The following is a 20,209-nucleotide window of genomic DNA, read 5'->3' as shown; positions in this document are numbered from 1 at the left end:
TGGCGCAATAAACTTAATCCTACCGCGATCGGGTGACGTAAAAAATCGCCACTATCACTATCGCAATAACAGATAGTGGCGATTATCACTTCCAATCTTCAGCAATCATTTGCGCAGCTCGCCAGGCAATAGCCATTGTAGCTGCATGGGTATGGGCTGAGACGATAATTGGCATAACCGAAGCATCGATCACTCGCAAGCCTCGCGTCCCTCGCACCCGGAGACGCTCATCCACCACCGCATCTGCCCCCTGCCCCATCATGCAAGTACCCACGGGGTGATACACGGTGCCGCCATACTCTAAATAGTATTTCTCGGCATCTTCGTCACTCTTGACCCTATCTGCTGGAAAGGTTTCAAAAGAAATGGTATCGGCAATTGGTTTAGTCGCACAAATTTTGCGAATGGCCTTAACTAATTTCGGACCGTAGGCTAAGTCATCAGGATGCGCTAAGGCGTTGGGGCGGATGATCGGCTTTGCGTGTGGGTCAGCTGAGCGAATCATGACTTCGCCACGGCTCTTGGGGCGTAGCTGATAGCCGACGAACATAATGCCATGCTCGTTTTCAACATCCATGTTCATTTTCCCCGGCTTGGTCGACATCGCGCCCATGATGATTTCCATATCGGGGCGATCTAACGCAGGGTCAGACTTGAGAAAGGCGATGACATCATGTGAGCCGGTGGACATAATGCCTTTGGATGTCAGCATGTAATACAGCAGGTTTTTGATCAAGCCTAGCCCTTTGAGGCCGGGGTTAATACTAACGGGTTTATTAACACGGAATTGAACACCCAATAAGCGATGGTCATGCAAGTTTTGGCCGACGCCGGGCAGATCAACTACCACGGGGATATCAAACTTTTGCAGATAGGCTTTAGGGCCCACGCCGGAGAGTTGCAACAATTTAGGCGATTCGAGCGTACCTGCACTGACGATCAGCTCTTTACGAACCTTGATTTCATAAGTGCCGGTCGGGTCTTTCACCAGCAGGCCTGTGGCTTTATTGCCTGTGAACAGAATTTTTAGCGCTTCGGTTTGTTCAAAAATCTTTAAGTTCGGGCGCTGTTTAATGGGCTTGATAAATGCCGTGGCGGCATCCATGCGCTTGCCATTTTTGGCTGTGTAAGAAACATAGCCTATGCCTTCTTGTTCTGGGCGGTTCGTATCAGCACGACGGGGCAGCCCAGTATTCACTGCGCTCTCAATCACTTCATCGCACAGCGGGTGCGGCGTTGTATGGCGGCTAATGTTCATTGGACCACCCACACCACGCACGTCATCTTCGCCTAACTCATGGTTTTCGAGCGACTTAAAGCAAGGCGCAATGTATTTCCAACCCCAGCCTGGATTACCCAAGGCTTCCCAGTCATTAAAATCTTCTGGCTGGCCTCGGGTGTAAAACAAACCATTCACAGAACTGCAACCACCCATCAGTTTGCCGCGCGGCCATGACTCAGCAACCCCAGCAGTACCAGGTTCAGGTTCAGTCTCAAATCGCGCAACATATTTGGTATCAAACATGAGCTGGCCGAAGCCTTTGGGCATGCGCAGCAGCAAGTTATCCATGGCCTTACCGCTTTCGAGCAAGACGACTTCGCTCGTACTTTTCGCACTGAGGCGATTTGCCAATACGCAACCGGCCGAACCCGCACCGACAATCAAAAAATCACATTCGATGGTGCGCTTGTTTTCCATAATCTGATCCTCATATGTAGGTTTTTTTAGAACACTTATTTTACAGTGACTGAAGATCGAGCTTTCTTTTTGTGTTGCTTACAAAAAGTCGGCGCGGGTGATACGCCGCGCAGCAAGTCCGCTTGGGGGACGGCGCGAAGCCAGTTTCCTGCGCCTAAGGCAACCCTGCCATGCGGCTAATAACCCAATCATTACAGCTAAATACCTCATAACCGCGTAAGATGCCGGCCTTCCCGCGCTATGTTGCGTTATCTGTGCCGCATTATTTTTTGCTGCCCCTTGTTTTGCTCCCCTTCGCTATGACCGACACCCTCACCACCCATCTTACCCGCGCGTTTGCCACCCGCGAAACGCTTATGGCACAGTTGCATGCCGAAAACACCGATGCTTATCGTCTGTTTCACGGCACGGTTGAAGGTCATCCAGGTCTCACCGTTGATCGTTATGGCGATTTGCTGTTGGTGCAATGCTTTCACAGCCCGCTCACGCCAGAACTGTTAGCTGAGCTCACCACGTTTTATGCTGAAAAACTACCCACATTAGCGTTGGTGTACAACGATCGCAGCCAAGCCAATTCGCGCATCGCCAATGCGCTCACCGCGGCGCAGCTCGACATCGCCAGCGCGCCGCGTGAAGCGCATGAGATGGGCGTGACGTATCGCATTCAGGGGCGCCACGCCGGGCAAGACCCGTGGTTATTTCTCGATCTGCGCGCCGCGCGGCGGCGGGTGATGCAGGAAGTCGACGGTAAATCACTGCTCAATCTGTTTGCTTATACCTGTGGCGTGGGCATTGCTGCGGCCAAAGCGGGAGCACGGTTTGTGATGAATGTCGATTTTTCAGAATCCAGCTTGCAAATTGGCAAGGAAAATGCGCGCTTTAACAGCTTGCCGATCCGCCCGCGCTTCATCAAGAGTGACGCCTTTGCCGCCATGCGTCAGCTCTCGGATGTTGGTCAAGCAGAGTTCGTGCGCGGCAAACGCATGCCGCCTTTTCCTAAACTCGAAGCGCAAACCTTTGATTGCGTTTTCCTTGACCCACCGAGTTACGCCAAAAGCGCTTTTGGCGTGGTAGATCTGGTCAATGATTACGCCTCAGTCTTCAAACCCGCGCTACTGTGCACGAGCGAGGGTGGCATGCTGATCTGCACCAACCATGTAGCAAATGTCTCGCGCGAAGCATGGCTTGATCAACTACAGCGCAGTGCAGCCAAAGCCGGTCGGCCGATTCGCGAATTTGAATGGATTTTGCCGGAAGCTGATTTTCCCAGTATTGATGGCGAGCCGCCCCTTAAAGGGGTGCTTTTACGCGTTTAAAATTGCCTATTCATAACCTGAACAGGCTGTGAATAGGCGGTAACTCCAAGCTAATCTCTATGATTTAGCTCGGAAATCTGCGATAATGCGGGCCGAATTAGCTACACGCTGTGGCTATACGCTGCTTTTCTCTGTTTTTTTCTGATTTACTTCGGCTCCACCGCCTCTTCTGCCTTTCTCTGCGCTACGCAGGAACATCATGACAACCACTAATAACACTCCCATCGGGTTCGCCCAACTCGGGTTAAAGCCCGCTTTACTCTCAGCATTGGCTGAAGTAGGCTACGAGAGCCCCTCGCCTATTCAAGCTGCCTGCATTCCCCCACTGCTGGCGGGGCTGGATGTGCTCGGCGAAGCACAAACCGGCACCGGCAAAACGGCTGCTTTCGCCCTGCCCCTGCTACAAAAAATTGACGTATCGATTGCTAAACCGCAAGCGCTGATTCTGACGCCCACGCGCGAACTGGCCATCCAGGTGGCCGAGGCATTGCAGCGTTATGCCAAACACTTGCCCGGTTTTCATGTATTGCCGGTATATGGCGGGCAGAGCATGGTGGTGCAGTTGCGCCAGCTCTCACGTGGCGCGCATGTCATCGTCGGCACACCTGGCCGGGTGATGGATCATCTGGAGAGGAAGAGCCTGGTGCTCGACAAGCTCAGCTTTATGGTTCTGGACGAAGCCGATGAGATGTTGCGCATGGGTTTTATCGATGATGTGAAATGGATTCTTGAGCACACACCGGCCTCGCGGCAGACGGCGCTTTTTTCCGCCACCATGCCTGATGTGATTCGCCGCGTGGCGCATCAGCATTTACGTGATCCCAAAGAAATCAAAATCCGTTCGGCAACCAGCACGGTGGTCACGACACGGCAGTTTTATTGTCAAACCCACGGCGGGCAAAAAATCGAAGCATTGACCCGTATCCTGGAAGTTGAAGCTGACTTCGATGCCGCGATTGTTTTTGTACGCACCAAAATCGCTACCGTTGAGTTGGCCGACAAGCTTGAGGCACGCGGCTACGCCGTAGCGGCGCTGAATGGCGATATGACGCAAGGCTTGCGCGAACAAGTCATCGAGCGCCTGAAAAGCGGCAGTCTCGACATTGTTGTTGCCACCGACGTTGCCGCGCGCGGCATTGATGTGTCACGGGTCAGCCATGTCATCAACTACGACGTGCCCAATGACACCGAAGCCTATGTGCATCGCATAGGCCGCACAGGCCGCGCTGGTCGCGCAGGGCGAGCGATCCTGTTCATCACCCCGCGCGAAATGCACATGTTGAAAGTGATCGAGCGCGCCACGCGGCAGAAGATCGAGCCACTCTCCATGCCTACGCCAGGTGAAGTCGCCAACCGTCGTGTGGCGCAATTTACACAGCAGGTTCTGGATACGCTCAAAACCGAGAAACTGGATTTCTTTTTTGATGTGATTCGTAACATGGAAACCGACCACAACATCGGCGCCCGCGAAATTGCTACTGCATTGGCCTGGCTTGCTCAACGCGAACGACCACTACAACTGGCCGGCGCAGCAGCCGTTGATTTAACGCCGCCTGCCCCACGCAATGAGCGCGCGAGTGAACGCTCGTCTGGCCGCACTGAACGTTCAGGCGAGCGCACGAACGAGCGGCACAGTGAAAAACCAGCACGCGAAAATCGTGAGCAGACATCTGAACCGCGGCACACGTATGCCGCAGGTGCACTCGCCCGTTACCGTATCGAAATCGGCCGCAATCAGGGCGTTTTACCCAAGGAAATTGTCGGTGCTATCGCCAACGAAGGCGGTATCGATGGCAAACAAATCGGCCAGATTAATCTGTTTGATGATTTCAGCACGGTTGAATTGCCCGCTGACCTACCGGCGGATGTGATGGATGTGCTGCGTCGTATTCGCGTGCGGCAGTTTGCGCTGAAGGCTCGGATTACTGAGCCAGGCGAGTATCCGGATACCCGCCCACCGCGTCCTGCAGGCTCTGCACGGGCAAAAAAGGAATGGGGCGGAAAATCGGACGGCAAAAAACCTGAATGGAAAAAGCGCGACCGTTAAGGAAAATGTGAATGCCGATTTACTCGCTGACTGACAAACAGCCGGTTATCGGCAAGAACGCCTGGGTTGCCCCTAATGCCATGGTGATCGGTAACGTGCATCTGGCCGCTAACACCAGTATCTGGTGGAGTGCCGTGCTGCGCGGCGACAATGATCCGATTCAGATAGGCGAGAACAGCAACATTCAGGACGGCTCGGTGCTGCACACCGACGAAGGCGTGCCGCTGACGGTAGGCGCGAATGCCACTGTCGGCCACTTGGCCATGCTGCATGGCTGCACCATCGGCGAAGGATCGCTAATCGGCATCAAGAGTGTGATTCTGAATGGCGCGGTGATCGGCGAGCAAAGCCTGATCGGGGCTAATTCATTGATTCCCGAAGGCCGCGTCATCCCGCCGCGTTCGCTGGTGATGGGCTCGCCGGGCAAGGTGGTGCGTGAATTGACGGATGCCGAAGTGGCGAAGATTTTGTACAGCGTGGAGCTCTATGTGGCGAATGCCCGCCGCTACCGCGAACAGCTTGCGCTAGTTGCAAACTCAGCGGCTTGACTTGGCCGTTTGAGAATTCTGAAGGTTCTGAGAATTCTGAGCACTCTGAGAAATCGGCACCCCAAGGGGACTTCCTGCGGGGCGCGCTGGTGATACGCCGTGTAGCAAGCCCTCTTGGGGGACGACAGCTTTAGGCGTAATGACAGGCTGCACTGCCTGCTGCGGTACTTGAACAAATATCTCGCCGTTTTTAATCATGCCCAGCTCAAAACGTGCGCGTTCTTCGATAGCATCAAAACCGGATTTCAAATCGCGCACTTCGGCATCCAGCCCGGCATTGCGCTCCTCCAGTTTCTGATTAGCCTCGCGCTGTGCGTCCAATTGCCGGCTGGTATCCCAAACGCGAAGCCAGCCGCCCTTGCCCAGCCACAACGGATATTGCAACAGGGCGATGAGAACGACCAGCAGCCAGGTCAACCGGCTCATTGAGCGGGGGTTTATTTACGCAGGTTGTAAAACGCGCCAAGACCAGGGTAGCCAGCCGTGCCGCCAAGGTCTTCTTCGATGCGCAGCAACTGGTTGTACTTGGCGATGCGATCCGAGCGAGATAGCGATCCCGTCTTGATCTGCAAGGCATTCAGACCTACGGCGATGTCGGCGATGGTCGAATCTTCGGTTTCGCCGGAACGGTGTGAAATGACCGCTGTGTAGCCCGCGCGTTTGGCCATTTCGACGGCAGCAAAGGTTTCGGTCAGGGTGCCGATCTGGTTGATTTTGATGAGGATCGAATTGGCGATGCCCTGCTGAATACCTTCGCGCAGAATCTTTGGATTGGTGACGAACACATCGTCACCGACAATCTGCACTTTTTTGCCCAAGCGGTCGGTAAGCAGCTTCCAGCCCGGCCAGTCGGCCTCGCTCATGCCGTCTTCGATGCTGACAATGGGATAGCGGTCAGCCAGCGTCGCCAGATAATCAGTAAAGGCGGCGGAAGAGAGTTCGAGTTTTTCAGAGGCGAGCACATAGTGGCCGTCACGGTAAAACTCGGAAGCGGCACAATCCAGCGCCAGCACCACATCCTGGCCCGGTGTGTAGCCGGCAGCTTCGATGGCGCGCAGGATCAGCTCGATGGCTTCGTCGTTGCCCGAGACATTGGGCGCGAAACCGCCTTCGTCGCCCACGGTCGTCGGGTAGCCCTTCTTGTCCACCAGTTTCTTCAGGTGCTGAAAAACCTCGGCGCCACAGCGTAACGCTTCGCGAAAAGATTGTGCGCCAACCGGCATGATCATGAATTCTTGAATGTCCAGATTGTTGTTGGCATGCGCGCCGCCGTTGATGACGTTCATCATGGGCACCGGCATCTGCATCGGGCCGGACCCGCCGAAATAGCGATACAGCGGCAGGCCGGCTTCTTCCGCTGCGGCCTTGGCCACGGCCATCGAGACGGCCAGCATTGCATTGGCACCAAGGCGTGATTTGTTGTCCGTGCCATCGAGCTCAATCAGCGATTGATCGATGAACGCCTGCTCTTCGGCATCCAGCCCGATGATGGTTTCGGAAATTTCGGTATTAACATTTTCCACCGCCTGCATGACACCTTTACCCAGAAAACGCCCAGCATCGCCATCACGTAATTCGATGGCTTCACGCGAGCCGGTGGAAGCGCCCGATGGCACAGCGGCGCGGCCCATGATGCCGGATTCGAGCAACACATCCGCTTCAACAGTGGGATTGCCGCGCGAATCAAGAATTTCGCGGGCGACGACATCAACAATTGCACTCATGGTAATCCTTGGAGAAGTTGTTAAAAATGTGATGCAAAGCCGCGACGTTTAACCGCAGCATCAAGTTCAAGCAGCGTTTCCAGGAGCGCGGGCATATCAGCCAGCGGCCAGGCATTGGGGCCGTCGGAAAGTGCCTCGGCAGGATTGGGGTGCGTTTCCATGAACAGCCCGGAAATGCCCACTGCCACTGCCGCACGTGCCAGCACAGGAACGAATTCGCGCTGACCGCCGGAAGATGCGCCCTGCCCGCCGGGCAATTGCACCGAGTGGGTGGCGTCAAACACGACCGGGCAAGCGGTTTCGCGCATGATCGCCAGGCTGCGCATGTCGGAAATCAAATTGTTGTAGCCAAACGATGCGCCGCGCTCGCAGACCATGATGGTGTCCGCCCCGGCATTGGCTTCTTTGGCTTTGGCGACGACATGCTGCATATCGCCCGGTGCAAGAAATTGCCCCTTTTTGATATTCACTGGCTTGCCGGATAGGGCGCAAGCCTGGATGAAATCCGTCTGGCGACAAAGAAAGGCCGGCGTTTGCAGCACATCGACCACACTGGCAACGGCGACAATTTCATCTTCAGCATGCACGTCGGTCAACACCGGCACGCCGATTTGTTGTTTGACCTCGGCGAGAATCGCCAGACCGGTATCCATGCCCAGCCCGCGAAAGGACTTGCCAGAGCTGCGATTGGCTTTGTCGTAGGACGATTTGTAAATAAAGTTTAGCCCTAGCATGGCGCACATTTCTTTCAGCCGCCCTGCCGTATCCAGCGCCATCTGCCGTGACTCAATGACGCACGGACCGGCAATGAGGAACAGCGGCTGATCGAGACCCGCATCGAAATGGCAGAGTTTCATGGCTTTTCCTGCTTAGCTCGCCGCACCCCAAGGGTACTTTCCAGAGACGGCTCTGCATTCCCTACGGTCAGACTCAAAGCTCCGCGGCGTGCCGCCAGCGCCGACTTTACGTAAGCAATGAACAGCGGATGACCGTTGCGCGGATTGGACGTGAATTCCGGATGGAACTGGCAGCCGACGAACCACGGATGCTGGCTCTCCGGCAGCTCAATCATTTCGCACAGGGGTTTGCCTTCAGCCGAGACGCCGGAAACGATCAACCCGGCCTGTTCCAGGCGCGGCAGGTAGGCGTCATTGACCTCGTAGCGATGACGATGCCGTTCGACAACGAATTCGCTGCCATAAACCTTGCGCGCCAGCGAGCCTTCCCTGATCTGGCATTTCTGCCCGCCGAGGCGCATGGTGCCACCTAAATCGGAATTGGCGTCGCGCTGTTCGATTTTGCCTTCGCGGTCGAGCCATTCGGTAATCAGCGCAATCACCGGATGCGGGGTGTTCGTATCGAATTCCGTACTGTGTGCGTCGGTCAACCCCGCAACATCACGCGCGAACTCGATCACGGCGAGCTGCATGCCAAGGCAGATGCCAAGGTAAGGAACCTTGTTTTCCCGTGCGTAGCGAATCGCGGTGATTTTACCTTCCGTACCGCGCCGGCCAAAACCACCGGGAACGAGAATCGCATCCATCGCCGCCAGCGCAGCGCAACCCTCTTTTTCGAGCGCTTCAGAATCGATGTAATTCACCTTCACCCGGCTGCGCGTATGAATGCCGGCATGCACCAGGGATTCGGTCAGCGACTTGTAGGATTCGGTGAGATCAACATATTTACCGACGAAGGCGATATTCACCTCATCCTGCGGGTGTTCCAGCGCATCGATCAGATTGTTCCAAACCGACAGATCGGCCGCACGGGCGAGAATGCCCAGCTTGTGGCAAACAATCTCATCCAGCATCTGGTCGTGCAGCATGGAGGGAATCTTGTAGATGCTGTCGGCATCGAGTGCGGAAATCACCGCTTCCGGCTGCACATTAGTGAACAGCGCAATTTTTGCTCGCTCGTCTTCCGGCAAGGGGCGGTCGGCACGGCACAGCAGAATATCGGGCTGAATACCGATCTGCCGCAGCTCCTTGACCGAATGCTGGGTGGGCTTGGTTTTCAGCTCGCCAGCCGTGGGTATCCAGGGCACCAGCGTGAGATGAATGTAACAGGCATTATTTTTACCTTCCTGAATGCCCATCTGGCGGATGGCTTCAAGGAACGGCAGCGATTCGATGTCACCCACGGTGCCGCCCACTTCAACAATTGCAACATCAGCCCCTTCGGCGCCGCGCTTGATGTAGAGCTTGATTTCATCGGTGATGTGCGGAATGACCTGCACCGTCTTGCCCAGATATTCGCCGCGCCGTTCTTTCTTGATGACCGACTCGTAAATCTGGCCAGTGGTGAAATTATTGCGGCGGCCCATCCTGGCGCTGGTAAAGCGCTCGTAATGGCCCAGGTCAAGATCGGTTTCGGCACCATCTTCGGTGACAAACACCTCGCCATGCTGAAACGGCGACATGGTGCCGGGATCGACATTGATGTAGGGATCAAGCTTGAGATGAGTGATCTTGAGACCACGCGATTCGAGAATCGCCCCCAAACTTGCAGCAGCGATGCCTTTGCCCAGACTGGACACGACACCACCGGTAACGAAAACGTATTTAGCCATGAAAAAAGCAGGTGCGGGAAATTCCAATGATAGCGGAAATTTTCACGCTCGATGGAAAGGCGCTCCACTGCTGCCAGAGCAAGCGCATTTACCTTGACCGCGTACCGCTGCACATTGTGCAGTGGTGGCATAACTGCGGACTCTGCCTTCTTTGGCGAAAAAGACGACCAGCCTATTTTTGTATGTAAAGTATATCAGCACCACCTACCTTCATATGGCATGCAGGCATCCTGTGGGATAGTCGTCATAGATCGCTCATGACTCAGGCTGAAAACTATCTGCCTTCTTGTCAGTGTTACATCGAACTCAATCCCGCACGCGCCGCCATGATGGATGATCCCGTCCATTTATCACCGCATGATTGCACTCGGCTCGGTATGGAGACTATCGGATTCGCCGCCACAGAGACATATTTCACACCTGAGTAGTTAGATGGAGGCAGGAAAATTCAAGCCTGCCCTGAACTATTTGCTTGCCCGTCACTATCCGGACTAGCATTGATTAACCGCAATTCTCCCGAGCACTGCAATAATGAGACTGGATGTTTCTCGCTCTGCTACTATTTTGCAGTGTTCAGGAGATATCGGTGGGCAGTGCGGGTCAGAAAGACCGCGTGAGCATTGCACCTCCACCCCAGTCCGGACTAGCGTCTGAAAAACCATTCACGACATAGCACTGGGCTTTCCAGTCCTGGTTGATTTTATGGCTGACAAACGCAGTAAGACCACGCTGTGGCGCGCCCGTTGGCGTTACTTTCTGACGCATATCCAGTATCAGTCCGCCACTGGTTAGCTCCGAGAACTTGTATACCCCACCCACTGAGCCATAGAACACATTGTCCAGTTGAAGCCCAGGAGCATCACCCATCACCTTGTAACCCACTGTGCCTAAAGCGGTGAACTTGCCAACGGTTTTGTACATATCCATCTGCGCAGAATAGTCGTTTGCACCAGTACCCAAGCCTTTTTTCTCATCTGCCGTCCCGAACTTGACCTTGCCGGTCAGGTCGATCAACAATGGATTCGGCCCGGTTTCGCTGTAGGCGTTATAGGTGGCACCTGCTACGACATCCCCCAGCCCTTCTTCGGTAGTGCGAGTAGTCTGGGCTGATCGCAACACAATACCCCCCTGGGTCACATTGCCGGAACCCGTAATCCGGACATAGGGAACAGTCAGTTGGAAAGCCCAGCGCCCGGTTTCGTACCTGCCGGTAAGAGGGATATACAGGATATCGGTGGACTCCGTGCCACCGTACTTGCCTGAACTGTAGTCCAAGCCCGTGGTGAGGCTAAAGTTGGAGTTGGAATCCCCGGCGACTGCCTGGGTTGAGACCACAATCATGGCAGAGAGAACGCTAGCCATGATTGTGCGTTGTGTTATTTTTCTCATAGTCTTACCTTAAAAAAGCTGGATATTATGAATGGTCTGGACGTTCAACTTTCTCCGGACGTTCAACTTTCTCAGGACGTTCGACTTTCTCAGGACGTTCGACTTTCTCAGGACGTTCGACTTTCTCAGGGCGCTCTACTTTTCCCACACGCTCAGCTTTCTCGACCCGCTCCGCTTTTTCGTGCTTTTCGGTTTTCTCAATGCGCGCTTGATTGCGCTCCAACCGCTCCCGGGCGTTTTTCAACCCACGGTTGTCCGGATTTTTTTCAAGATTTTTGCTAACACTGTTCAATCCCTGGCTGAGCGGCTGCTTGGGTGTCATAGTCGTGGTGGTAGCCGTGACCGTAGGCGCAGTAGTAGTGGTAGCCGTCGTGGTCGTAGGCGCAGTCGTGGTGGTAGTGGTGGCTGTGTCTGCAGCCAATACAAGATTGCTGCCGCCGATCAAAAATGCCACGCCCAGAGCAGCAGCGATGTGAGTTTTGGTAAACATAAAGTTCTCCTATTGAGTAATAACTGTTAAGTAATAATCCATGACTTTCCGGGCTGATTTCAAGCTTCACTTAATAAATAGCTCCAGAATTTCGATACTAAAATCAAGACTTGGATTGTGTCCACTACTGGCCGACAGACGGCCTACTACGGGGGACGAATGGGCTTTTTGACAAAGATGATGCCTCACGCGTTGCGGGTTCGTATGCCAACGGAATCACTCTCGTATTATTAAGTATTGAGCGATACAGCGCACTGATAAAACAGCATCTCGAACCAAACTCTCTTCTCATCGAACGACAGCCATCGCAGTATAATCCGCACTTTTCATCCAGTAGGAATTCTCATGGAAGCCGAACGCATCAACGCCGTTGCCAACCAAATCAGCAACCTGAAAATGCGCGCTCAGGAACTGCGGAGGTATCTTTGACTACGATGCCAAAGCATCGCGTCTTGAAGAAATAATTGGCTTACTCGAAGACCCGAAAATCTGGGACGATGCTGAAAAAGCGCAAACCCTTGGCCGTGAACGCAAAACCCTGGAATCCGTTGTCCTGAGTTTGGATCGGATCACGCAGCGGCTGATCGATGGACACGAGCTGTTTGATCTGGCCAAAGGCGAAGATGACGAAGACACGCTCATCGCAGTCGAAAGCGATTTAGTTGCCGTCGAACAAGAAGTGAGTGGCCTTGAATTCCGCCGCATGTTCAGCAACCCGGCGGACGCCAATAACTGCTTTATTGATATTCAGGCGGGGGCCGGCGGCACCGAGGCATGCGACTGGGCCAGCATGTTGCTCAGGCAATACCTGCGCTACTGCGAAATCAAGGGCTTCAAAGTGGAAGTTCTTGAAGAAACTGAAGGCGATGTGGCCGGAATTCGCAGCGCTTCGCTGAAAGTCACCGGTGACTACGCCTACGGTTTATTACGCACCGAAACAGGCGTGCATCGCCTGGTGCGCAAAAGCCCTTTTGATTCTTCTGGCGGGCGACACACCTCATTTGCCAGCTTGTATGTGTATCCTGAAATCGATGATTCCATCGAAATTGACATCAATCCCGCCGATTTACGAATCGATACCTTTCGCGCCAGTGGTGCGGGCGGACAGCACATCAACAAAACCGACTCCGCTATCCGCATCACGCATATACCATCCGGCATCGTCGTGCAGTGTCAAAATGACCGCTCGCAGCATCGCAACCGTGCCGAAGCCATGACGATGCTCAAGTCACGCCTGTATGAAGAAGAAATGCGTAAAAGAAAAGCCGCCGCCGACAAACTCGAAGCAGGCAAGACCGATGTCGGCTGGGGACATCAGATTCGCAGCTATGTGTTAGATCAAAGCCGCATCAAGGACTTACGCACGAATATCGAAACCTCGAACACGCAAAAAGTGCTCGATGGCGATCTTGACCCATTTATTGAAGCCAGCCTGAAACAAGGCGTGTGATTCCTCACGCCATAACTTTACGCAAACACCGGACGATTCCCATGAGCGAACAACCTTCTATTCCTGTCGATGAAAACGAGCGTGGCGAGTTTCGCCAAAACCGCCTGATCGCTGAACGGCGCGAAAAGCTCACTGCATGGCGCGCGTCGGGCCAGGCTTTTCCTAACGACTTTTCCCGCGAAAACCTTGCGGGACGGTTGGATGAGCTCTACGCAGCAAAAACCCGCGAGGAACTGGAAGTGACGCCGATCACCGTCAAGGTGGCGGGCCGCATCATGCTCAAGCGCGTGATGGGCAAGGCCAGTTTCGCCACGATCCAGGATATGTCCGGGCGTATTCAGCTTTTCATCAGTGATGATGCCACCGGCGAAGAGGCTCACCGCGAATTCAAGCACTGGGATAGCGGAGATATTGTCGGCTGTGAAGGGACGCTGATGAAAACCAAAACCGGCGAGCTTACAGTACATTGCAGCGCGATTCGTCTGCTGACCAAATCCTTGCGGCCGCTGCCTGAAAAATTTCATGGCCTCACCGACATCGAGCAGAAATATCGCAACCGCTATGTCGACCTCATCACCAACGAGCAGACACGCCTTACCTTCGTCGCTCGCAGTCGCATGGTGCAGTCGATCCGCAATTACATGACGCATCACGGTTTTCTTGAAGTCGAAACGCCGATGATGCACCCGATTCCCGGTGGTGCGGCGGCCAAACCGTTCAAGACGCATCACAACGCGCTGGACATGGAGTTGTTCCTGCGCATTGCGCCTGAGCTTTATCTTAAGCGCCTCGTCGTCGGTGGTTTCGAGAAAGTGTTCGAAGTCAATCGCAATTTCAGAAATGAAGGGCTCTCGCCGCGCCATAACCCTGAATTCACCATGATGGAATTTTACGAGGCCTATACCGACTATCGCAAGCTGATGGACTTCACCGAAGGACTGCTGCGCCATTCGGCACGCGAGGCTCTGGGTACTGAAATTTTCGAATATCAAGGCCGCACGCTCGACCTGTCCAAACCTTTTGCCCGCTTCACCGTCGTCGGCGCGATTCATTACTATCATCCCGGTTATTCGTTTGAGCAGCTAAACGACATCGCCTGGTTACAGCAAAAGCTATCGGATCTCAAAGTTGATCTAAAGACACCCCATTTGGTTCACGCAGGCATCGGCACGCTGCAACTGATGCTGTTCGAAGAAACTACCGAAGCCGAATTGTGGGATCCCACCTATATCATCGACTACCCTGCCGAAGTCTCGCCCCTGGCACGGCGCAGCGACAGCAATCCGGAGATCACCGAGCGTTTTGAACTGTTCATCGTCGGCCGCGAAATCGCCAATGGCTTCTCCGAGCTGAATGACCCAGAAGACCAGGCGGCGCGCTTTCAGGCGCAGGCCAAAGCCCGGCAGGCCGGTGACGAAGAAGCCATGTTTTTTGATGACGACTACATTCGCGCCCTTGAATACGGACTACCCCCCACCGGCGGCTGCGGCATCGGCATTGACCGACTGATCATGCTACTCACCGATTCCGCTTCCATCCGCGACGTAATCCTGTTTCCGCAAATGCGCCCTGAACGCCTTGAATAAACCCGCGCAATGAAACATCCACCACTGGTTTCGGCCGAGTTCGCGATAACCAGTGACGGTACGCCATTTTCAGTGACTTTTGACGATGTATATCACTCCACACATGGCGGGCTGGATCAGGCTCGCCATGTGTTTATTCACGGCAACAATCTATCCTCACGCTGGCAGGGTAGCGATCAATTCATCATTGCTGAAACCGGTTTCGGCCTGGGGCTGAACTTCCTTGCCACCTGGCAAGCCTGGCGAGAAACCGGGCGGACCTGTCGCCTGCACTTTGTTTCCGTTGAAAAACACCCTTTTCCACGTGATGACCTGGCCCGTGCATTAGCTGGCTTTGCAGAACTGGAAACGCTCGCCAGCCAGCTAATAAGTCAGTGGCCGCCGCTAGTCACCGGTTTTCATCGGCTGCATTTTGAGAACAGCCAGGTGACACTTACCCTGCTCTTTGGCGATGCACAAACGCAATTGCCGCACCTCGTTGCCCGGCTTGATGCGCTCTATCTGGATGGCTTTGCGCCGGCCAAAAATCCCACGTTGTGGTCGCCTGTGCTGCTGGCTACTCTCACCCAGTTGTGCCGCCCTGCGGCGACGCTGGCGACATGGAGTGTCGCGGGAGAATTACGCCGCACGCTGGAAAAACTCGGCTGGACGCTGGCGCGCCGTCCCGGTTTTGGCAGCAAGCGTGAAATGCTCGTCGGTCACTATTCAATCACCGTCCCACCAGCGCCGAGTTTTGCCCGCGGTAAGCACAACGAACGCAAGGCGCTGGTCATTGGTGCCGGACTTGCGGGAACAGCGATCAGCGAACGGCTAGCCCAGCGTGGCTGGCAGGTTGATCTGTTTGATCGCAACGCCGCACCCGCGCAGGAAGCATCGGGCAATCCTTCCGGCGTGCTGCTGCCGCTGCTAACAAAAGATGATGCACTGGCGGCGCGGCTTTCGCGTGCCTGCTATCTATATGCGCTGCGCCGTTTGACTGAACTGCCTGCCGTGCGCTGGTCGTCCTGCGGCGTGCTGCACATTGCGCGCGATGCCGAACATGAAGCCCTGCAATGCGCCACGGTACAGGAATTGAATCCGCCTGCCGAGCTGGTCAGCTTTCTCGACCATGCCGCTGCTGAAACGCTGATAGGCCGCTCTCTGACGCATGGCGGCTGGTGGTTCCCTACAGGAGGCTGGGTGGATCCGGCCAGCCTGTGCAACGCCCTGCTCGCGGCAGGCGGCGACCGCATACGCACACATTACGGCGTGACTGTGGTGCGGCTGGAGCAAACAGCCAATGGCTGGCAGATATTTGACGACGCCGACAATTTTCTGGGCAGCGCACCGCATCTGATTCTCGCCAATGCCCAGGCGGCCGAAGCGCTGCTGCCCTACCCCGTGCCGCTCACGCTCGTGCCCATACGCGGTCAGATCAGCTATCTGGAGTCCGTCTCTGGATTGCAAGCCCTGTCAGTCAGTGATGATCAGCCGCCGCTGCGCCATGTGCTCTGCCGCTCCGGCTATTTGACGCCGCCAGAATCAGGCACCGTATGCATCGGCGCCAGCTTTGACAGTGGCGACAGCGATCTGCAAAGCCGCTTGCGCGATCACCAAGGTAATCTGCACCGCCTTGAAGAACTCTTGCCGGGTGCAGCGAAAGGTATCAATGCACGCATGCTGACAGGCCGCGTCGGCATTCGCGCAGCCGCGCGTGACCGGGTACCGCTGGTGGGCACCCTGCCCGCGCCAATGACGGCCAAAGAAGCGGCGCAAGCAACCCTTACCACACTACGACGCTTGCCAGGGCTACATGTGCTGCTCGGTCTGAGCGCGCGCGGCATGGTCTGGGCGCCGCTGGCAGCCGAATTGCTAGCCAGCCAGTTAGCAGGCGAACCCTTGCCGATTGAGCAAGATCTGGTCAAGCTTATCGATCCGGCGCGCTTTTATCTGCATACGCTGCGGCGCAATCAGACGACAATCAGATGAATCTGTAACAGCGAATTTCTGTTTCATCCGTTACCTGCTTTACTGCGCTATTCTGTACCTGGGTTTTAACTACAAAGGAGCTACTCATGGAAACCACACAAACCACATCCCGCACGCACCCATTGATACTCGTTGCCGCTGCCGCGGTTACCGCAGTTGCGCTGGCAGGCGTTGGTGTGCTGACAGGCGTGCTGCCCAATCCGGTGGCAGCTCCCGCCACACCGATGGTGCAGGAATCGGTCGCAAACAAGCCAGCAGAACCTACCGAACCTACCGAGCCTGCAAGTGCGTCGCATGCGCCGAAAAGTACGCACAAACCGGTAAAAGCCGCCGTATCACCAGCGCCAACTTATTCGGTCGGCCATGCAGCCGCGGCGAAATGCGCCGATTGTGGCGTCGTCGAACAGATTCGCGAACTGACGGTCGTGCCTGAAGGCAGCGGCCTGGGCGGTATTGCCGGCGGCGTTGTCGGCGGTCTGCTTGGCAATCAGGTCGGTCAAGGCAGAGGCCGCTCGGTAGCAACGGTCGCTGGCGTTGTTGGCGGCGCTCTGGCCGGTAATCAGATTGAAAAAACCATGAAGAAAAAGCAAAGTTACGAGATTGTTGTGCGTTTTGAGGATGGCACGACACGCACCTTTCCTAGCGACACGACGCCCGCATGGCGTGAGGGTGATCGGGTTCGTTTAGAAAATGGTGCGTTGACACCGCGCTAGGTCACACTAAGTCACACTAAAACGCCTGAATCAAAGCCTAAAGCTTCCCAAGCTACATCGGCTGGGAAGCTTTTGTTTTTTAAGCTGACAGCACGGTATCCAGCCGCTTGAGAACCTGATTGCGCCCCATCACCTCCAGCACCGCATCAATTGCTGGAGACTGCGGCAAACCCAATAGCGCAACGCGCAGCGGAATCGCTACCTGTGGCATTTTCAGCCCCAGCTCAGTAGCGGTTTGTTTCACCAACTGCCCCAACGCCGCCGCCTGCCATGCGCAATCCGATAAGTGTTCGCGCAGAACAGCCAGCGCCTTGCGCGCACTTTCCGTCAAATGCTGTGCGCGAACTTCTTCGCTCGCCTGAGGTATGACATAGAACGGGTGCACTGCGTCGGCCAGATCGTTCAGATTGCTCGCGCGGTCACGGTAAAGCGCCGCCACGCGTGCGACATCCGGGCCATCCGTCGTCGCCACACCCTGCCGTGCCAGCCGTCGCATGGTCTCGGCAGCCAGACGCTGCGGGGCGGCGGCCTTGATGTAATGCGCATTGAGCCAGTTGAGCTTTTCGGTATTGAATTGCGCGGCCGACGCGGTGATGTGGTCGAGATCGAACCACTGCGCAAACTGATCCATGCTGAACACTTCCTCGTCGCCATGCGACCAGCCAAGGCGCGCCAGATAGTTCACCACTGCCTCGGGCAGATAACCGTCGTCGTCGTACTGCATTACCGACACAGCGCCATGCCGCTTGGAAAGCTTCTGCCCATCGTCGCCAAGTATCATCGACAAATGCGCGTAGCAAGGCACGGGCGCGCCCAGCGCCTGCAACAGGTTAATCTGGCGCGGCGTGTTATTGACATGATCGTCGCCACGAATCACGTGCGTAATCGCCATATCCCAGTCATCCACAACCACGCAAAAGTTGTAGGTCGGCGTGCCATCAGCGCGGGCGATAATGAAATCGTCCAGTTCGCCATTGGCGAATTCGATGCGGCCCTTGACCTGATCGTCCCACGCCACCACACCATCGAGCGGATTGCGAAAGCGCACAACGGGCGGCACATCCGGCGGTGGCGGCAAGGTCTTGCCAGCTTCAGGGCGCCAGCGGCCGTCATAACGCGGCTTTTCCTTGCGTATCTCCTGATCGGCGCGCAGAGCGTCCAGCTCCTCCCGCGTGGTGTAGCAAAGATAGGCCGTTCCTGCCGCCAACATCTCGCCAATAACTTCTTTGTAACGCGCCATGCGCTGCATCTGGTAAAACGGGCCCTCGTCGTGGTTCAGTCCCAGCCACTGCATACCATCGAGAATCGCCTGCACCGCCTCGGGCGTTGAGCGCTCGACATCGGTGTCTTCAATGCGCAAAATGAACTTTCCGCCATGCCGCCGGGCATATGCCCAGGAAAACAAGGCAGTGCGAGCACCGCCAATATGCAGGAAACCAGTGGGACTAGGGGCGAAACGGGTACGTACGGTCATAAGAATGAAAAAAAGCGGAAGATGAAGAGGATTGATTTTACGTCATCCCAAGCGCTGAACGATTGACCTGCCCCCCCATCTATGGTTAAATACCAGGCTCTTTTCGCGGGCGGTTAACTCAGCGGTAGAGTGCCACCTTCACACGGTGGAAGCCACTGGTTCGATCCCAGTACCGCCCACCAGACAGTGCCGGTCTTTCACTGCGTTGTTACATAAAAATTACATACAACCGTTAGTTCAATTTAAATAAACGTTTGAAACTTTAGTAGTCCAAAACGAATTAACATCACGAATATGTCAAAATGAACCCCTTTACTTCTCTTTTTTAGGGATTAGCAAGGGTCGAAGATAGATCGTAGTTACTACTGATTTGATGTAATTAATGGCGTTTCCATGACTAAAGAAACAAAAGAACTAGTTTATTGCTACCACTGCCGCACGCACCATCCACGCGAAGAAATGCGCCGGATGGTTACAAAGACAGGAACGCGCTGGCGTTGCATCCGGAGCATTGAGGCAACCCAACGAGGTCTTGAGGCTCGCGAAGCCTATGGTCGGCAAGTGTCTGAAATGAACAAGGCTGAATCCAAAGCGCGTGCCCAACGCTTAAACAGTGCCTTGCAAGAAAAATAATCTGCAGACACTGCCGCAGGGCACAACCTGAAACCAAGGTTGCCACGAAGCTTTGCCGTTACTGGCAATTATGCAAACTCAAAAGACGCTACTCGTGGTGTATTACTCAGTGACAGGCGGCACTGAGCAGATGGCTCGCGCCTTGATCAAGGGTGCGACCGCAGAAGGAATAGTTAACGTGCAGCTCAAATTGGCGCCGCAGACTTCAGCAGGCGATGTGCTTGCCGCTGGCGCTTACGTTTTTGCGACGCCAGAAAATCTTGGCGCGGTTTCTGGACTGATGAAAGACTTCTTCGACCGCTGTTATTACCCGGCGCTCGAAAAAATTACTGGCCGAGCCTACGCCACCATGATTTGCGCCGGCAGTGACGGACACAATGCCGCCCGTCAGATTGAGCGTATCACCACAGGCTGGCGATTACGTGCTGTCGCAGCCCCACTGATTGTGTGCACGCACGCACAAACGGCAGAGGAAATTCTGCGTCCAAAAATCATTTCAGCGGAAGACCTTTTGCGTTGCGAAACACTGGGCAGCCTCATGGCGAATGGGTTAGCGCTGGGTATATTCTGACCCCGCATCAACCCATGCTGCAGTGCCATGAC

At 55.1% G+C, this 20,209-nt stretch carries 16 protein-coding genes, 1 tRNA gene and 1 pseudogene; 10 read left to right on the top strand and 8 right to left on the bottom strand.

Annotated features, from left to right (window positions below; genetic code table 11):
* Positions 1 to 85: 85 nt before the first annotated feature.
* Positions 86 to 1,699 (bottom strand): GMC family oxidoreductase, encoded by a 1,614-nt coding sequence (locus tag PG1C_RS07615; RefSeq protein WP_202634234.1) that lies wholly within the window; start codon positions 1,697 to 1,699, stop codon positions 86 to 88.
* Between the two features lie 221 nt (positions 1,700 to 1,920).
* On the opposite strand from PG1C_RS07615, the gene PG1C_RS07610 reads away from it, so the two are divergent.
* The 3 genes from PG1C_RS07610 to PG1C_RS07600 all read left to right on the top strand — a co-directional run bounded on the left by PG1C_RS07610 (position 1,921) and on the right by PG1C_RS07600 (position 5,610).
* Positions 1,921 to 3,015, top strand: coding sequence for a class I SAM-dependent rRNA methyltransferase (locus PG1C_RS07610; RefSeq protein WP_237218106.1), 1,095 nt, complete (start codon positions 1,921 to 1,923; stop codon positions 3,013 to 3,015).
* A 199-nt stretch (positions 3,016 to 3,214) separates the two neighbouring features.
* Positions 3,215 to 5,062 carry a DEAD/DEAH box helicase gene (locus tag PG1C_RS07605; RefSeq protein WP_202634233.1) on the top strand — a complete coding sequence of 616 codons (1,848 nt, stop codon included), beginning with the start codon at positions 3,215 to 3,217 and terminating at the stop codon, positions 5,060 to 5,062.
* An 11-nt stretch (positions 5,063 to 5,073) separates the two neighbouring features.
* Positions 5,074 to 5,610, top strand: coding sequence for a gamma carbonic anhydrase family protein (locus PG1C_RS07600; RefSeq protein WP_202634232.1), 537 nt, complete (start codon positions 5,074 to 5,076; stop codon positions 5,608 to 5,610).
* Between the two features lie 153 nt (positions 5,611 to 5,763).
* On the opposite strand, the pseudogene ftsB reads toward PG1C_RS07600, so the two are convergent.
* The 6 genes and pseudogenes from ftsB to PG1C_RS07570 form a co-directional block, all read right to left on the bottom strand.
* A pseudogene (gene ftsB / locus PG1C_RS15095) lies at positions 5,764 to 6,036 on the bottom strand (cell division protein FtsB); the annotation flags it as partial.
* An 11-nt stretch (positions 6,037 to 6,047) separates the two neighbouring features.
* Positions 6,048 to 7,334 (bottom strand): phosphopyruvate hydratase, encoded by a 1,287-nt coding sequence (gene eno / locus PG1C_RS07590; RefSeq protein WP_202634230.1) that lies wholly within the window; start codon positions 7,332 to 7,334, stop codon positions 6,048 to 6,050.
* 20 nt (positions 7,335 to 7,354) lie between these two features.
* Positions 7,355 to 8,191 carry a 3-deoxy-8-phosphooctulonate synthase gene (kdsA, locus tag PG1C_RS07585; RefSeq protein ID WP_202634229.1) on the bottom strand — a complete coding sequence of 279 codons (837 nt, stop codon included), beginning with the start codon at positions 8,189 to 8,191 and terminating at the stop codon, positions 7,355 to 7,357.
* Positions 8,188 to 9,903 (bottom strand): CTP synthase, encoded by a 1,716-nt coding sequence (locus PG1C_RS07580; protein ID WP_202634228.1) that lies wholly within the window; start codon positions 9,901 to 9,903, stop codon positions 8,188 to 8,190. Before PG1C_RS07580 ends, kdsA begins: the two co-directional genes overlap by 4 nt.
* Before the next feature lie 600 nt (positions 9,904 to 10,503).
* Positions 10,504 to 11,292, bottom strand: coding sequence for a transporter (locus PG1C_RS07575; protein WP_202634227.1), 789 nt, complete (start codon positions 11,290 to 11,292; stop codon positions 10,504 to 10,506).
* Positions 11,293 to 11,317: 25 nt separating this feature from the next.
* Positions 11,318 to 11,782: a hypothetical protein gene (locus PG1C_RS07570; RefSeq protein WP_202634226.1), complete on the bottom strand. Its 465-nt coding sequence runs from the start codon at positions 11,780 to 11,782 to the stop codon at positions 11,318 to 11,320.
* Between the two features lie 345 nt (positions 11,783 to 12,127).
* On the opposite strand from PG1C_RS07570, the gene prfB reads away from it, so the two are divergent.
* From prfB to PG1C_RS07550, 4 genes are all read left to right on the top strand, one after another.
* A protein-coding gene (prfB, locus tag PG1C_RS07565; protein WP_202634225.1) for a peptide chain release factor 2 occupies positions 12,128 to 13,232 on the top strand; the annotation gives its coding sequence in 2 pieces (ribosomal slippage) (positions 12,128 to 12,208 and positions 12,210 to 13,232; 1,104 coding nt in all).
* Between the two features lie 41 nt (positions 13,233 to 13,273).
* Positions 13,274 to 14,818: a lysine--tRNA ligase gene (lysS, locus tag PG1C_RS07560; RefSeq protein WP_202634224.1), complete on the top strand. Its 1,545-nt coding sequence runs from the start codon at positions 13,274 to 13,276 to the stop codon at positions 14,816 to 14,818.
* A 9-nt stretch (positions 14,819 to 14,827) separates the two neighbouring features.
* Complete coding sequence (gene mnmC / locus PG1C_RS07555; protein ID WP_202634223.1) at positions 14,828 to 16,786, top strand: bifunctional tRNA (5-methylaminomethyl-2-thiouridine)(34)-methyltransferase MnmC2/FAD-dependent 5-carboxymethylaminomethyl-2-thiouridine(34) oxidoreductase MnmC1; 1,959 nt, start codon at positions 14,828 to 14,830, stop codon at positions 16,784 to 16,786.
* An 86-nt stretch (positions 16,787 to 16,872) separates the two neighbouring features.
* On the top strand, positions 16,873 to 17,499 hold the full coding sequence (locus PG1C_RS07550; RefSeq protein WP_202634222.1) for an outer membrane lipoprotein: 627 nt from the start codon (positions 16,873 to 16,875) through the stop codon (positions 17,497 to 17,499).
* Positions 17,500 to 17,578: 79 nt separating this feature from the next.
* On the opposite strand, the gene gltX is transcribed toward PG1C_RS07550, so the two are convergent.
* Positions 17,579 to 18,973, bottom strand: coding sequence for a glutamate--tRNA ligase (gene gltX / locus PG1C_RS07545; protein ID WP_202634221.1), 1,395 nt, complete (start codon positions 18,971 to 18,973; stop codon positions 17,579 to 17,581).
* A 107-nt stretch (positions 18,974 to 19,080) separates the two neighbouring features.
* Between gltX and PG1C_RS07540 the strand changes: the two genes are divergently transcribed.
* The 3 genes from PG1C_RS07540 (at position 19,081) to PG1C_RS07530 (ending at position 20,177) form a co-directional block, all read left to right on the top strand.
* Positions 19,081 to 19,155: transfer RNA gene (locus tag PG1C_RS07540), tRNA-Val, on the top strand.
* Between the two features lie 211 nt (positions 19,156 to 19,366).
* Positions 19,367 to 19,606: a hypothetical protein gene (locus PG1C_RS07535; protein WP_202634220.1), complete on the top strand. Its 240-nt coding sequence runs from the start codon at positions 19,367 to 19,369 to the stop codon at positions 19,604 to 19,606.
* 70 nt (positions 19,607 to 19,676) lie between these two features.
* Entirely contained in the window at positions 19,677 to 20,177 is a 501-nt protein-coding gene (locus PG1C_RS07530) for a flavodoxin family protein (protein ID WP_202634219.1), read from the top strand.
* Positions 20,178 to 20,209: the final 32 nt, after the last annotated feature.

It is taken from the genome of Rugosibacter aromaticivorans (genome assembly GCF_000934545.1).
Taxonomy (GTDB): domain Bacteria; phylum Pseudomonadota; class Gammaproteobacteria; order Burkholderiales; family Rhodocyclaceae; genus Rugosibacter; species Rugosibacter aromaticivorans.
This window is presented reverse-complemented; position numbering and strand designations above follow the sequence as displayed.

Excerpts from the sequence above, each read along its gene's own strand:
- lysS (WP_202634224.1), top strand. The coding sequence starts at position 13,274 with ATGAGCGAACAACCTTCTATTCCTGTCGATGAAAACGAGCGTGGCGAG.
- PG1C_RS07535 (WP_202634220.1), top strand. The coding sequence starts at position 19,367 with ATGACTAAAGAAACAAAAGAACTAGTTTATTGCTACCACTGCCGCACG.
- PG1C_RS07550 (WP_202634222.1), top strand. The coding sequence starts at position 16,873 with ATGGAAACCACACAAACCACATCCCGCACGCACCCATTGATACTCGTT.
- PG1C_RS07610 (WP_237218106.1), top strand. The coding sequence starts at position 1,921 with ATGCCGGCCTTCCCGCGCTATGTTGCGTTATCTGTGCCGCATTATTTT.
- PG1C_RS07600 (WP_202634232.1), top strand. The coding sequence starts at position 5,074 with ATGCCGATTTACTCGCTGACTGACAAACAGCCGGTTATCGGCAAGAAC.
- PG1C_RS07605 (WP_202634233.1), top strand. The coding sequence starts at position 3,215 with ATGACAACCACTAATAACACTCCCATCGGGTTCGCCCAACTCGGGTTA.
- PG1C_RS07615 (WP_202634234.1), bottom strand. The coding sequence starts at position 1,699 with ATGGAAAACAAGCGCACCATCGAATGTGATTTTTTGATTGTCGGTGCG.
- PG1C_RS07580 (WP_202634228.1), bottom strand. The coding sequence starts at position 9,903 with ATGGCTAAATACGTTTTCGTTACCGGTGGTGTCGTGTCCAGTCTGGGC.
- eno (WP_202634230.1), bottom strand. The coding sequence starts at position 7,334 with ATGAGTGCAATTGTTGATGTCGTCGCCCGCGAAATTCTTGATTCGCGC.
- PG1C_RS07530 (WP_202634219.1), top strand. The coding sequence starts at position 19,677 with ATGCAAACTCAAAAGACGCTACTCGTGGTGTATTACTCAGTGACAGGC.
- PG1C_RS07570 (WP_202634226.1), bottom strand. The coding sequence starts at position 11,782 with ATGTTTACCAAAACTCACATCGCTGCTGCTCTGGGCGTGGCATTTTTG.
- kdsA (WP_202634229.1), bottom strand. The coding sequence starts at position 8,191 with ATGAAACTCTGCCATTTCGATGCGGGTCTCGATCAGCCGCTGTTCCTC.
- mnmC (WP_202634223.1), top strand. The coding sequence starts at position 14,828 with ATGAAACATCCACCACTGGTTTCGGCCGAGTTCGCGATAACCAGTGAC.
- gltX (WP_202634221.1), bottom strand. The coding sequence starts at position 18,973 with ATGACCGTACGTACCCGTTTCGCCCCTAGTCCCACTGGTTTCCTGCAT.
- PG1C_RS07575 (WP_202634227.1), bottom strand. The coding sequence starts at position 11,292 with ATGAGAAAAATAACACAACGCACAATCATGGCTAGCGTTCTCTCTGCC.